Source organism: Muribaculum sp. NM65_B17, assembly GCF_004793735.1.
In the GTDB taxonomy this organism is placed as follows: domain Bacteria; phylum Bacteroidota; class Bacteroidia; order Bacteroidales; family Muribaculaceae; genus Muribaculum; species Muribaculum gordoncarteri.
Genome location: NZ_SRYY01000002.1, coordinates 50,310 through 64,205 on the forward strand (window position 1 = coordinate 50,310; position 13,896 = coordinate 64,205).

10 protein-coding genes are annotated in these 13,896 nt (G+C 50.0%); 5 read left to right on the plus strand and 5 right to left on the minus strand.

Translation table 11 applies throughout. The features are described from left to right. Window positions 1-7 precede the first annotated feature (7 nt). Genes E5354_RS02775 through mobA form a run of 5 tightly spaced genes read right to left on the minus strand, consistent with a single transcriptional unit; the run spans window position 8 to window position 10,255 of the window. A complete protein-coding gene (locus E5354_RS02775) occupies window positions 8-6,082 on the minus strand; it encodes a helicase-related protein (protein ID WP_136419353.1) in 6,075 nt (2,024 codons plus the stop codon). Then, a complete protein-coding gene (locus E5354_RS02780) occupies window positions 6,069-6,524 on the minus strand; it encodes a DUF1896 family protein (protein WP_135946344.1) in 456 nt (151 codons plus the stop codon). The genes E5354_RS02775 and E5354_RS02780 overlap by 14 nt, the downstream gene beginning before the upstream one ends. A gap of 24 nt (window positions 6,525-6,548) precedes the next feature. Next, on the minus strand, window positions 6,549-8,549 hold the full coding sequence (gene mobC / locus E5354_RS02785; RefSeq protein ID WP_135946345.1) for a conjugal transfer protein MobC: 2,001 nt from the start codon (window positions 8,547-8,549) through the stop codon (window positions 6,549-6,551). Between the two features lie 18 nt (window positions 8,550-8,567). Then, window positions 8,568-9,854, minus strand: a complete 1,287-nt coding sequence (mobB, locus tag E5354_RS02790; protein ID WP_135946346.1) for a conjugal transfer protein MobB — start codon at window positions 9,852-9,854, stop codon at window positions 8,568-8,570. Next, a complete protein-coding gene (gene mobA, locus E5354_RS02795; RefSeq protein ID WP_135946347.1) occupies window positions 9,833-10,255 on the minus strand; it encodes a conjugal transfer protein MobA in 423 nt (140 codons plus the stop codon). The genes mobB and mobA overlap by 22 nt, the downstream gene beginning before the upstream one ends. Before the next feature lie 1,045 nt (window positions 10,256-11,300). Here mobA and E5354_RS02800 point away from each other — a divergent pair. From E5354_RS02800 to E5354_RS02820, 5 genes are all read left to right on the plus strand, one after another. Further along, complete coding sequence (locus E5354_RS02800) at window positions 11,301-12,056, plus strand: ParA family protein (protein WP_135946348.1); 756 nt, start codon at window positions 11,301-11,303, stop codon at window positions 12,054-12,056. A gap of 5 nt (window positions 12,057-12,061) precedes the next feature. After that, complete coding sequence (locus tag E5354_RS02805) at window positions 12,062-12,469, plus strand: DUF3408 domain-containing protein (protein ID WP_168353808.1); 408 nt, start codon at window positions 12,062-12,064, stop codon at window positions 12,467-12,469. A gap of 3 nt (window positions 12,470-12,472) precedes the next feature. Further along, a complete protein-coding gene (locus E5354_RS02810; RefSeq protein ID WP_135946350.1) occupies window positions 12,473-12,775 on the plus strand; it encodes a DUF3408 domain-containing protein in 303 nt (100 codons plus the stop codon). Next, window positions 12,775-13,503 (plus strand): hypothetical protein, encoded by a 729-nt coding sequence (locus E5354_RS02815; RefSeq protein ID WP_135946351.1) that lies wholly within the window; start codon window positions 12,775-12,777, stop codon window positions 13,501-13,503. The genes E5354_RS02810 and E5354_RS02815 overlap by 1 nt, the downstream gene beginning before the upstream one ends. Before the next feature lie 80 nt (window positions 13,504-13,583). Continuing rightward, window positions 13,584-13,892: a DUF4134 domain-containing protein gene (locus tag E5354_RS02820; RefSeq protein ID WP_135946593.1), complete on the plus strand. Its 309-nt coding sequence runs from the start codon at window positions 13,584-13,586 to the stop codon at window positions 13,890-13,892. The last annotated feature ends 4 nt before the right edge of the window (window positions 13,893-13,896 follow it).

The window sequence follows — 13,896 nt, forward strand, 5'->3', positions numbered from 1 at the left end:
CTCTCCTTTATAATCTACGACCTACATTGTGAATTTCATTACTTGCATATTTTGAAATGGTAGTCATAGGAATATAACTTTTTTCGCAATTACCTATTGGCTCTGCCACCATTGACTTTTTATCATCGGTTGATTGGGATTGAGGCGATGGATTGGCCTCAACGACTTTGCCGGGCTGTTGGGTATCAGGTTTGACTTCCTCGCCGTCTTTCTCATCATGTTTAGGTGCTAATTCAGCGGCAATCTTTCGGTCGAGGGCTGCGAGGTCTGATTTGAGTTGTTTCAGTTCGTCCTCCTTGCCCCATTGCTTGGCTACAATGCTTTCTAGGATTGGAACATCGGCTTTGAGTTTGGCGGTGCGTTCCTCGTGCTGAGCGATAATGCCGGGGATGCGTTCAAGGGCGTTTACGAAGTTCATACAGGCGGCGTGGGTGTCGCTCATGGCGATAAAGCCGTTGTTGTACTTGTATTTATAGTTGCCCTCGACAACGAAACGGTTTTGCACCCCCTCACGACCGTCAACGAGTGTCCGCTCACTGATTATTGAGATTGGAAAGCCATAAACCTCGCCGATACGCTGATACTGACCGTGGGTGTCCGTGCGCTGTGCCAGACCTTGCAGGTGTACGCCCATGTTCTTCTCATCGGAGAGATTGCAGGTGTCAATCTTCAGATTATTGAGAGGGTTGCCGTCTTTATCTCGCTGCACAACTTTGTCGTAACGCTCCCAGTCAGCTTTCAGGCGCTCGATTGCCGCCTCGTTGTTGGCTATGTCGTGGGTGATGGTCTGGAGCCTGAACTCTGCATCGCCACGACCCTTGTTGAATGATTTGCGCTCACTCTCCAACGCCGCTATGCGCTTTTCAAGTTTCGCCTTGTCGAGAAGGTCAGTATTGCCTGAGAGGATAGCCATGTATTCCGAATAGTTCATGCCTGATTTCTCGTCCATAGCACCCTCATCAATAGTACGCGCTCCCAATGCTCCGCGTTTAAGCTGTGAAATGAATGTCGCCTTGCATTGAAGCAGATTAAACTTATATGAGTCCAGCGATTTCTCAACGGCATATATATGTACATCAACATTGTTCTCCGCATAAATCTTAGCTATCTCATTACCCGCTCTCTCCCCGCGTCCGTTGCGCTGGTCAAGGTCGCTCGGACGCCACGGTGCATCAGCATGATGTATTGCCACACAGCGCTTCTGGGCATTGACACCAGTCCCCAACATGGATGTTGAGCCGAAAAGCACACGTACATCTCCGTCATTCATGGCTTTGATGACTGCCTGCCTCGCTCTGTCGGTCTTGCACTCCTGAATGAACCGGATTTCATGCGGAGGTATGCCGTAGTCCTCAATCAGTTTGCGCTTGACTTCTGAATAGAAATTCCATTCCCCCGGTTTGTATGTGCCGAGGTCACTGAATACAAACTGGCTTCCTCTCTGAGTGTTGTACCGTTGGTAATATTCAGCGATTACCCTCGCGCAATGCGAAGCCTTGTTATTTGGATTATCTCCATAAGCCGGGTCAATCATGCGCATATCCAGTGCCATCTTCCGGGCATAGTCAGTAGCTATGAGCATCTTCGCCTTCTCCTCCGTTTCCGACAACGGCGCACGGCCTAAAATCGTTGCATCACCGGTTTTTGCGAACTCCATCAGTTTTTGAATAAACTCCTCCTGCTGTGGAGTAGGCGGAATGTTGTGGAATATCTCATGTTTTTTAGGACGGTCAACGCCAACATCCTCGGCGGTACGGTAGTCGGTTATCTCATTGTAGAATGCCGCCAGTTCCGGGACTTTTATGAAGTAACGGAAACGCTCCTTTGCGACTATACTGTTTGTCACATTGAACTCATAGTCGGTGGTCTTCTTAGCGAAGATTGCCGCCCATGCGTCGAAACACCTTATATCCTGCCTTTCAAGTGCTTTCGGACGAAGATACTTGAACAACAGGTACAACTCTGTCAATGAGTTGGAGATTGTCGTGCCGCTGAGGAAAGTAGCACCCAAATCCTTGCCCGTCCGTTCCTGAATGGTACGGATTGCATAGAGGAGATTTAGCGCACGTTGGGAGCCTTCCGGGTTCCCCAGACCTGCCACGCGGTCATGGCGGGTGTTGAACATCAGATTCTTGAACTGGTGGCTCTCATCAACAAAGATATGGTCGATGCCCATCTGCTTGAAGTCAACCATCTGGTCCTTGTGCTGCTCCATTTCGTATTGGATTGTTGCGAGTTTTGCCGAAAGATTCTCCTTGCGCTTGATAAGCCCTTTGAGCATACCGCGCGAAACGTCCTTGCCCTGCTGCCTGACCACCTCAAGATTTTCCTCCACGGTGTCAAGCTCCGCCTGAAGTATCTCCAGCTGAATCTCCGGCGACTGTGGTATCTTGCCGAACTGGTCATGGCTCATTATAACGCAGTCATAGTCATTGTTGCGGATATTGTTGAAGAATGCCACACGGTTCTCAGCCGAAAAACTCTTGGCGTCGGCAAAGAGGATACGTGCGTTGGGGTATGCCGTCTTATATGTCATGGCAATCTCGGCTACGTTGGCTTTCAGTCCGATAATCATCGGCTTGTGAGCTAATCCTAATCGCTTCATCTCATGCGCCGCAATGCACATTATCAGCGTCTTGCCACACCCCACCTCGAAATCGCAAATACCCCCTCCGTTCTGGTTCAGCATCCACACGCAATCCTTCTGCGACTGGTATATGGAGTTTATTCCGTAGCGGTCTCCCAGCAGTTTCATATTGAGGTCGGGGAATGTCTGGTGGCTTCCGTCATACTTGGGGCGCACGAAGCAGTTGAACTTGCGGTTGTACAGATCCACAAGCCGCTCCTTGAACTCCGGGCTTTGGGCCTCCAGCCATTCGGAGAAGCCGTTGCGTATCTCGTCAATCTTGGTGTTGGCGAGCTGTATCGCCTCGGCGTCGGGCACTTTTATGTCGTTGCCGTTGTCGTCCTTGCCGATTGACTTCTTTATGTCCGGCACAGTGTTGTGCAGGGCGTGTTTTAGCAGATGCAGTCCATCGTATGTGCGGTATTGTCCTCTCACACAGTATTCCTCCCATATCTTCATATTCTTGTGGCGGCTTTCGCAGGAATACTCGTCCATCGAGGGTGAATACACTATTTTCACATCGGTGGCATACAGGTTGCTCATGTAGGCGGAGTATATGCCGGTGGGTATCCAGCGTTCACCGAAGTTGAAATCAAGCTCATCAAAGGTGATGCGGCGGGGTGTCGCCTCCTCCAACGCCTTCAATGACTCCTTCGACAAGTCAATGAACGGCTCAATACCGTCAAAGCCGGGGAAATCCTTGATACGTTCTTCCTCGCGGTCTATCCATGCTTTGACTTCCTCGGCTTTCTGTACCACATTACCGGCTATGAATCGGTCGGCAATCTCATAATTGCTCACGAGGGGATTATAATATATGTGTCCGGTAAGGCTCTCCACCAATTTGTCCTCCTCCATGTCGACAAGGCCGCCCATGTATTCCAGATTCACCACGCCGTATTTGTTGAGCGACGCTGATAACGCCTCCATAGGGGTATCGACAGATGTAACCTCGTCAACGGCGAAGGCTACCGGGTGGTCGAAGATGTCAGCCTTGACAAACTGACCGTTCTCACCGCGCTCCAAAGCCAGTGCGTCACGGCCGTTGGCGTCCAAAAGGATGAACTTGACGTTCCGTTTCTCGTTGAGATTGCCGTATTTGCCAACGAACTCATCATAATACTGGTTGAGGTGTTCGCGCATATCAGCATTTTCCTCATGCGTCTCAGCCTCGTAGTGATAAAGCTGCTGGTAGGTCTCCGATAAGGTAACATATAGTATGGCTCGTTTCTCCTGTTCCGGTTTGAGAGCAAGCGGCGTGAATGTAGCTCCATTTTTACGAACCTCCGAAAGAAATCCAATCTGCCCCTTGTCAACAACCATGCTGCCGTTATGGTGAAAATACTGTATATCCTCGGAGAATGAACGGGGCGACATATCACGCTCGACTGGGGGTGATGTCGCAGCCTTAGCCACTCTTGGCTGAGGAATAAAATTGCCTTCGGTCTTTTCGATGATTGTACCGTTCTCGGTGATTATTCCCTGCTTGGCTGCTTCCGCCGCCTGTCGCTCAGCTTCCATTTCCGCCATTTGGCGATGGGCGATGCTCATCATCGTTTCATAAAAGCCGTTGATTGGTGGATTGTCCTCCCAGTTCAGAGAACCGTAAAATTCCAGCTCCTTTTCAGAAAGCGGACGGAATTTCTTGGCGGTAGCATCTGAAATTTCTATTTTCGGTGTGGGCTTCGGCTTTTCCTTCTGCACCTTTGGCTGACGGGGCTGACGCTTGGGCTTTTCGATTGGCTCCAGTTCACCGAAAAGATTGTAGGTAAACAGTCGCGGGTCGGGATTATCATTATAATCGGGTCCACCGTCGGTTCCAATCTCCTTAGATGGTTCAGGTGGTGGCGTAGGTGTCGGTTTAGGCTCAACCACTGGCGGTGGAGTGATAATCTCCGTCGGCTTTATTTCCTCTTTATTTCGCAGTTTCGGGTCTTCAAGCTGCTCACAGATAGCAACACGCTGCCCGGCTCTTACCAATTTAGGCAGATAGGTGTCGAGGGCGTGGTGTGGAAATCCGGCAAGCTCTATACTCCCGGCGTTGCCGTTGCGCCGGCGCGTAAGGGTAATACCCAAAATCTCGGAAGCCTTGACTGCATCAACACCCATCATCTCATAGAAATCGCCCACACGGAACAGCAATATCGCGTCCGGGTGTTTCTTCTTCATTTCCTTGTACTGCTGCATAAGGTGAGTTTCAGTGACACGCTTAGGCTTTTCTACTCTGTTTTCAGTGCGAGGCTTGACGGTTTCTGGCGCAGGTGGTTCCGGAGTTGGCGGCGTGATACCTTTATTGTTATACAACTCCAAGTTGAGCCGCAGTTTCAGCGTCTCGCCGAGTGCATTGCGCAGGTCATGGGCGATGCCCTCGACACCGCCGTCATGCTTGTAGATGACAGCCGGTTTGCCGAACTGGTCAGTGCCGACTTTCGCCTCCGTACAGATTACATTCTGCGGGAACGCCGCGAAATATTTGTTGTTCGGCACTTTCGTGTCGCGGTCAACAATCGACTGAATGAAAAATTCCTCGTCTGCCGACAAAGCTTTCTTGCCCGTATGCTTCTGCAACAGGATAAGGTCAGACCCCGTATCCGTTCCGGCATTGTCGGAAAAAGTGTTGTTTGGCAGACGCAATGCGCCCACAAGGTCGGCACGACGCATCAGCTCCATTCTGACAAAGGGGGAGGCGGCATTCATCACCCCCTGCGAGGTTATGAACGCCACAATGCCACCCTCACGCACTGAATCCAGAGCCTTAAGGAAGAAATAGTTGTGGATCGCCTTTGTTGACTGGCGGTAAGCAATTTCTTTTGAAGTAGCATACTTTGGATCAGCCACGGCAAAATCCCCGAAAGGAATATTGGAGGCAGCCACATCAAAATACCCTTCAAAATCAGGGTCAATCTTTTCAAAGCCGCTTATCTCGGTGGTAATTGACGGATGCAACGCCGACAAAATTTTGCCCGTGAGCAAATCCTTCTCAAAAGCCATAGCCTCCGCACTGGGATATAGACCATTTCTGAGGAACGAGTCTATAAACGCACCCTGCCCGGCGGACGGCTCCAGAAATCGCCGTATCTCCACACCACCTGATTTCAACGAGTCTGCAAGCGCATCAATGACAGGCTGAGGTGTATAGAACGCCGTCAGCACCGACGCTTTGAGCGAGTCCATATAGGCCGTAAATTCCTTGTCATTCTTGGAATAGTCGTGGATAAGGCGGCGCAATTCGATTGTCGGCGCAAACAACTCAATATCAGATTTGCTCCACTTGGCAGCGTCAGCAAGCTCATTTGCATCATTTAGAATACATTTAAGCCCACCGAATCCGGCATACCTGCGTAGTATCTCCAGTTCAAGGGTATTTTCCGCATAGCGGTGTTCAACATCAATGCGCAAGGCTAACCTAATGGCATTGATGTTGTCGCGCATGGTCTGTAACTTATTGTAGGCCATAGTCGGTAAGGTAGATTACGATTTTGCCTACGATGTCATTCTCCATGACGGAGAGGTCGAGCGGGTCTAAGCCGATAGCCATACGGTCAAAACCGTCAAAGAGGTCGGGAATATCGGTCATTACCTGATTTGTCCAGTATTCCACCGCCTCGGTACAGTCGAGGTCAATAGTGTCGCCGAAATTCTCAAGGATAAGCTCGGAAACGATGTTATACTCCGACTCTCCTATGTTGGTGAAAAGCACCCTGATAGCCTCCTCCTCGGCTGCCGTGACAGATGCACCGTTGCGTCGGGCATCTTCAAAGGCTCCAAGGGCCGCGATTGAGTTGGATTGTAACTGTGGATGGTCGGTATCGACCTCGTACTTGTTGATACGAAGGAATTGCAACAGGTAAAAATAGTAGTAGTTGAAGTCGTTTAGACTTCGGTCAGTTTCTAACATGATTGTGGATAAATTTAGTGGTGATTATTTTGGCATGAATAGATGGCGCAGGGTCGGGTCTGCCATGATGCGGGCTTTCTCATCTTCGATGAGCCGGATAATGTCAGCCTTTACTTTCTCGTAGTTGCGCTGAATAACCTCTTTCATATGTGTCTTGTCGGGAGTATCATCGTTGAAATCGGTCAACTGCGGTATCGGCTTATAGCGTTTCATCTCGGCGTTGACTTTCTTGCTGTCAATCACAATCTCGGCATGAAAAATCTTCTGGTCGATACGCTCGTCAATATTGTCGCAGACCGCGCCGACAAACATACCCTGAGTGAGAGTGGAAATCTTGCTCGGCGGTATGAGCGAATCCATCTGCGTGTTGATAGAGTGACTGATGTCCTGACGGTTGATTGAGATTGACTGCCGTTTCTGCAACACCTTTCCGAAACGCTCTGATAGTGTTTTTGCGGTTTCGCCCACGACCTGCCCGGAGAAGATGTTGCCGACGGTGTTCATCACAACAGCCGCCTCTTTGTCGCCATAGTCACGCTTCAACTGTGAGAAATCCTGAAAGCCGAGACACACGGCAACCTTGTTGCTTCGTGCCGTGGCAATGAGCTGATCCAAGCCCTTAAAATATATGGTCGGCAATTCATCTATCAGTACACCAGACTTTTGCATCCCTTTCTTGTTTATGATTTTCACAATTCGGGAATTGTATAGTCCAAGTGCCGCGCCGTAGATGTTCTGGCGGTCTGGATTATTGCCCACGCAGAGGATTTTCGGCTCTTTCGGATTGTTGATGTCGAGCGTGAAATCATCGCCGGTCATTACCCAATAGAGCTGCGGTGAAATCATGCGCGACAGCGGGATTTTCGCCGATGCAATCTGACCCATCAACTGCTCTGCCGCGCCTCCCTGCCATGCGTCCATAAACGGAGAAAGGTAGTTTTCAAGTTCCGGGTAACTGGTGAGGATGGGAAACAAATCCTCATATCGGCGGTTGAGCAACTCTATTGCGTGTGGGAAAGTGCAGTAGATGCCATCCTTGTAGAGCTTGAGAAAATAGATGATTGCAGCGAACAGCACAATCGGAGACTCCACAAAGAAATCACCCTGTTTTTGCACCCAATTTCGGTTCAAGTTCATCATTATGGTATAGCTGCTCTCATAAGCGTCGGCTATGTCCGTCATGAAGTCCGGGTGAATTGGGTTGCAGCGGTGGCTGCGCTCAGGATCATCGAAATTTATCACATAGAATTTCGGCTTGATTTTGCCGTAACCATCACGGTGCATCAACAGATGATTGTATGCAATCGTCGATAAATCAGGGTACTTGAAATCATAAATGTATGCCGCAAAGCCCTTCTCTATCTGCTGTTTAATGAACGAATTGATGACTGCATACGATTTGCCGGAACCGGGTGTGCCGAGTACGATTGTGGCTCGAAACGGGTTTACAACATTTATCCATCCCCGGCGCAGTTTCTTCTCGCAGTAGAATTTTGTGGGAAGATTGACCGAATACTCGTTTGTCAACAGTCGTGTCTCCTGCATGAAACTCTCGTTCTCGTCGTTGAAACGGTCGTCCATCATATTGTTCTTCAGACGGCGGCTAATCCATATTCCACCCATCAGCAAGCACACATATCCGCTCACAGTAGTAATAATATAGGTGTATCTCCAGCCGATAGCCGGCATCCACCAGTTGAGAAGAAACAGCAATATGCCAATGGTTACAGCAATGCCGATATGAAGCCATGTTATCTTCTCGTTCTTCACGCCCTTTGTGCCGAAGCACGAGAGGGCGAGGAGCATAAGGGCGAAAAGTTTGGCGTTGAATGTTGTGCTGAAAAGTCCGCATGTGCGGTTGAAGTTGACGCAGATTTTATGGACTGTATTGTAGAACCAACCGCTATCGACGGTTTCCAAACGGGTAAACCAGTAGAGATTGGCAACCACAAGGACGATGCTCACCGCCCTCATGAAATCCATAATCTTCGCCAACGCTCTGAGGTCATCCTCCTGTTGGCTCATAATAAAATGTATTTGGGGTTAAAATTTCGGGCGATGCCCTTTCTTTTTCTTACGCTGCATACGGCGTCGGAATTCTTCCTCGTCGGGATTGAACGACTGCCCCGGCTGGAACAGGTCAAGGCCGGGCAATGTGAAGTCAAAATCTCCGCTGTCGCTGTGGATAGGTTGACTTTGTGTTGGAGCTGGTGCAGTTCCGGCCGATGATGTCGATTGACTTTGAGGTGTATCTTCTGTGGCAGGAATAACCGGAATAATCGGTGCTTGTTCTGTTGTCTGCTGTTGCTGACTGAACCGTGCGTTGAGTGCGTTTGCCGAAAACTCTTTGCCGAGGCGGGAGCCGTTCAAGGCTGTCATCGTGTCGTGGTCAACGAATGTCACGCCGTAGATGCGTCCTTCATCGGTGTAGCGGAAAACAACATCTATGTTGCGCTCCTTGAGCTTGGCAACGAAATCATCTTTGCCGGAGGCTTGGTTGAGAACATCTGCAACTTTACGTTTTGTCGGTGCAACATCTATCTTCTCTTTGGCTCTCTCGAAACGTCCATCTATCGCGGTGCGGCTTGCAAACTTACCGAGTCGTGACGCTTTGAGAGGATTGGCGATTGTATTGCCGTTATCATCGGTGGCGAAATAGACAAGACCGTGATACTCGCGCCCGTTGACACGTCCGTCGGCTGTGTCACATCTCACGTTGTAAAGTCCAAGAATGGCGTTATACTCGCCCATAGTCTGGAACTTGTAGCGCATACCAACCATCTTGACCGTATTGGCAACCTGTCGCTTGATGTCGCCATTCGGATCAATCTTGGTTATCGGAGTATCGGGAGAAATTTTCTCACGCTGCGCCTTGTGAAGATGATACTTTTCCTCCAGTTCGGTCGTGATTTTCTTACTGCGCCGGTAGAGAAAATCCTGATTGAGCCGCTTGCCATCCTCGTTGACATTGACCGTAACGATATGGATATGGTGGCGGTCTATGTCCTCATGTTTATAGATAACATAAGGTTGTTCACCAAAGCCGAGTTTATCAAGATACTCGCGGGCGAGTATCTCAAAGTCTTGGTCGGACAGTTTATCATCAGGATGCGGGTTCAGGGAGATATGAAGAACGGGCTTCTTAGTCTTGCCCATCTTCGGCATGAACAGACGGAAGTTCTCAGCCATCTGCCCGATGTCGGCTTTGCCGTCAACCGGAATGATGATTTTGTTCGAGCCTAAGATGCGTCCGTTCTCCTTGTTCACCTTTTCTCCGTTGTAGCAGAGAGCACCGTAGAGCGATGAGCCTATTGAGATTTTTGCGACCATCGTTCGTCGAATTTTTCCGATAAAGACTTCACCTCCCCCGTCATTTTCACGAGGTCGATTGTCGCTTTCTCCAACTTGTAGAGAAGTGTCATGGCTTTCTTTTCGGTGAAATTCTCCCTGAGAGTTTTCACAACGAGGTCGTAATTGACACCAATCATACGGTACTGGGCGAAGAACTCGGAGAGCTTGGCGCAGTAAACCGACAGATTTTTGTCTGTTATCAGTACCTTGAATGGCTTGCCGAAGATAAGCTGTTTGATGAACGTGGCCTTGACGGTCATATCGGCTCTCTCCATCATTCGGGTAAGCTCATCCCATTCGGCATTGTTGAACCGTACTTTGACGCAGTGGTCGCATCGGTCGATCAGTGGCGGTCGTCCGCCTTTGGTGAAATTAGTCATAAAAAAGTGGATTATGTGTGGTGAGTGCATCGCGGAGCCTGAGCCAACGGCAGTTTCATCGAGGGATATTCGACTTTGGAGAAATATCCTGCATAGCAAGGTTGTTTTGGTGGGACGCCGGTTCCCCAAAACCTTTTCGGACCCCGAAAAGACACCTTGCTATGTTCATGTGAACATTCTCCATACTATGAAACAAGTGGTTATGCGGTTAATGATGCCCGGTTATCATTAAAAGATGTACGATAGTCGTACTAACTTCTCCATTCATGGCGGCAACTGGCTTGCTGCTCCGTTCTGCTTACCTAAATTTACAAAAAATCCGTCGCAATTCCTAACGATGAAAGAAAAAATCAGGAATACTATACTGAAAAATTGATGCTCCAGTGCAGGTCGGGAGCGATGTGCCGAGCGACTCGAAAATTTTTTTGTTAAAAATTAAGCCAAGTTTTTGCGGCATATCCCGGCAAATCCGGACATAGGCGGACAATCCTCTAAATTCCAGCAATCTCGCTCTTTTGGCGACTTGACAAATCGCTGAATATTTTGTTTCTTTGTGTAGAGGTTGGTTCGCAGGATAGCCTTCACGAAAGTCAATTTCCTTCCTATATTATGCACTGTCCGCCTGAACTGCTGTCACGCTTCCCGGCCTCGCGTGAATATTCCAAGCCATACGGCAACAAAGCTGCCTATCGGTCTGACAAACGCCCTTCCGAACAATCTAATTGATTGATTGTGTATAGAGATTTGTTCCTGAACGGCTATGTTACGACCTTTATATATAGCGAAGTTGCCCCGTGGTAAAGAATATTTCCACCCATCTACCTACCTATGGCTATATGGCCCTATGGCTACATAGCCGGGAGAGTACCACCACTATTTATCCACAATTAAACCCGTTTTCAAATGACTGACAAAATCCCAACCCCAAGCACAGATTAGCTGCCGAGTTCCCTGTACGGGAGAAAGCCCGGTTTCCCGTGTCAGGATATACGCTGACGGCCACCGCTGTGTAACCACCACTTCATCCAACAATCCAAAGTTTTTTATGACAGACCCTAAATTTGTCGCTTTCTCCACCCAGAAAGGTGGAGCAGGCAAAACGACTCTGACCGTTCTCGCGGCGAGTTACCTCTACTATCAGAAAGGGCTGAAGATCCTTGTAGTGGACTGCGACTATCCGCAGTACAGCATCGAGGAAATGAGGCAGCGTGACAAAGACCTCATCGAGTGCAGCCCCCGTTTCAAAAAATTGTTTTCCGACAATCTCAGGCAGACAAAGCTCACGCCGTACCCGCTGTTGACCGCCAAGCCGGAAGAAGCTATGCAGAAGGTACGCGACATAATCGAAGCCGGCAATGAGATCGACATCGTTTTCTTCGACCTGCCCGGCACGGTCAATAACCGTGGAGTTGTCAACATCCTCAACTGTATGGATACGGTCATCGTACCCATCGCCGCCGACAAGGTGATACTTGAAAGCTCCCTCGCCTTCGCCCTGAAAATTCAGGAGTGGCTCACTTCAGGCCGCACGCAGGTCAAGGAGATGTATATGCTCTGGAACCTCGTCGATGCCCGCGAGAAAACCGACCTCTACGACCAGTATGAGGCGATTTTCGAGGAATACGGTTTGCAGACGATGCAGACCAAAATCCCGGACACCAAGAAATACCGCCGCGAGGGGTCAAAGACACTCGACCGCGCCGTGTTCCGCTCCACGGTCATGCCGCCCGACAAGACACTGCTCAAAGGAACGCGCCTGCCCGAACTTACCGACGAACTGCTCGGCATACTCAAGCTCTGATGTCTATGGGAAAGGTATATGAGTCCGACATCGACCCCGATGAGTTCATCAGGTCATTCCGCGAGGAGTCCTCCTCACTGTCAACGCTGAAAAAGCCTGCCGAGCAACCTGAGGAAAATCCGGCTTTGCCGCAACCTGAGTCACAATCCAAGCCACAACCCGTCAAGGAAATTCCATCCTCGGAGTCTGACCGTGAGAAGGAATACATGGACAGGTTCGTAAGAAACATGGCATATATGGCTCCCGAAGAAAAATTCACGCCCACCGAGATTGACCCCGATTTCATCTGGAAAATCCGCAAGATACTTTTCTGCCGACAGAAAGGGCGTGTGTGCTCCGTCAAGGCTTACATCAACAATGTGCTGGCCGCTCACTTCGATGAGTACGCCGATATTATCAACCCCAAACTTTAACGCATGACTAAATCCCGGTCAATCGTCACCATTGCGGTGACAGCACCATCGGAAGTTGAACTGAGGGCTTCCGAAGCACGCGACAGATATGTGTCGCAATTCCTCAGTCCCCATGAGGTAAGGTCGAACACAAAGGCATACCTCTATCCTGAAGTCCACGCGGTGTTGAGCCGTATGGTGAAAGCCCTCGGCAAGAGCGGAGTGTCAATAGGCTCATACGCCTCCGAGATACTGCTCGACCATTTCGCCCACCACCGGTCGGTAATGCAGAGCGTTTTCGATAACGGTAAAGAGCCGCTGTTCTGATGGAGATGGTTCTTATAATCGCGTTGCTTGTCAGCAATGTGTGGCTTATAAGGAAAGTCCTCAATAAGCCGGATGCGCCGACACCGGAAAAACCGCAGGATGCAGAAACGCCGCCCGCTCCTGAGCAGGAAAATCCTGCCGACATCGTGGGCACGAGTACGTTTGACATCCGCGAGTTTACCGACTCTGTGCGCGAGGCTGCAAAGGAAGCCGCCGTGGAAGCCGCGAAAGAGGCGATACCGCTTATCGTCAAGGAACTCGGCACACCTGCCGATGCCGGATTGCCAGATGAGAGTGCGGAGGAACATCCGCGACAGGTACAGTCTGAAAATCTTGACAAGGTTTTCTCCAATCTCTCGGCGAGTGAACTTACAGGCGAAACTCCCGCTCCGGCTGAGCCAAATGCCGACGGCATAGACTTCGAGGATATGCAGAAGACTATGGAGGTCATCAAAGACAAGCCTCATACGCCCGAAGATGAGCAGACCGCCAAGAGGGTACTTGCAGAACTTGAAGGCACTGAACTTATCGAGTATGTCAAACTTGACCCCGTTGTGCGGAAACGCATCCTTATGATTGAGTGCCGACTGCCTGAAGTGGAGGAAGCCGAAACTACATCGGCCACTCCAGTCGCAGAAACACCTACCAATCCTCCCCGCAGAATTGTATTCCATGCCGACATCGACACCACCGACATCGACGCTATTGACTTCAATATCCTGCACTGACCACCACTATTATCCACAAATCCATCCAAATTTTTATGACTAAATTCTTCAGAACTCTCTACAACCGCATCGTGGCGTGGATGAACCAGCCCCACCTCCGCCGTCCTATTGCCGCGATGCTTCTACTCACCGCCGCAATCCAGATGTGGGCCGCCGGCAACGGCATGGCGGGTATCAACGAGGCTACCTCTATGGTGACATCCTATTTCGACCCGGCGACAAAACTTGTCTATGCCATCGGCGCGGTGGTCGGACTTATCGGCGGCGTGAAGGTCTATTCAAAATTCAGTTCCGGCGATCCCGACACCAACAAGACCGCCGCCTCGTGGTTTGGCGCGTGCATCTTCCTGATTGTCGCCGCCACAATCCTCCGCTCGTTCTTCCTCTAAGTCT

Bases quoted from the DNA above. Each gene is read 5' to 3' on its own strand.
- E5354_RS02775 (WP_136419353.1), bottom strand. From the start codon at position 6,082: ATGGCCTACAATAAGTTACAGACCATGCGCGACAACATCAATGCCATT.
- E5354_RS02780 (WP_135946344.1), bottom strand. From the start codon at position 6,524: ATGTTAGAAACTGACCGAAGTCTAAACGACTTCAACTACTACTATTTT.
- mobC (WP_135946345.1), bottom strand. From the start codon at position 8,549: ATGAGCCAACAGGAGGATGACCTCAGAGCGTTGGCGAAGATTATGGAT.
- mobB (WP_135946346.1), bottom strand. From the start codon at position 9,854: ATGGTCGCAAAAATCTCAATAGGCTCATCGCTCTACGGTGCTCTCTGC.
- mobA (WP_135946347.1), bottom strand. From the start codon at position 10,255: ATGACTAATTTCACCAAAGGCGGACGACCGCCACTGATCGACCGATGC.
- E5354_RS02800 (WP_135946348.1), top strand. From the start codon at position 11,301: ATGACAGACCCTAAATTTGTCGCTTTCTCCACCCAGAAAGGTGGAGCA.
- E5354_RS02805 (WP_168353808.1), top strand. From the start codon at position 12,062: ATGGGAAAGGTATATGAGTCCGACATCGACCCCGATGAGTTCATCAGG.
- E5354_RS02810 (WP_135946350.1), top strand. From the start codon at position 12,473: ATGACTAAATCCCGGTCAATCGTCACCATTGCGGTGACAGCACCATCG.
- E5354_RS02815 (WP_135946351.1), top strand. From the start codon at position 12,775: ATGGAGATGGTTCTTATAATCGCGTTGCTTGTCAGCAATGTGTGGCTT.
- E5354_RS02820 (WP_135946593.1), top strand. From the start codon at position 13,584: ATGAACCAGCCCCACCTCCGCCGTCCTATTGCCGCGATGCTTCTACTC.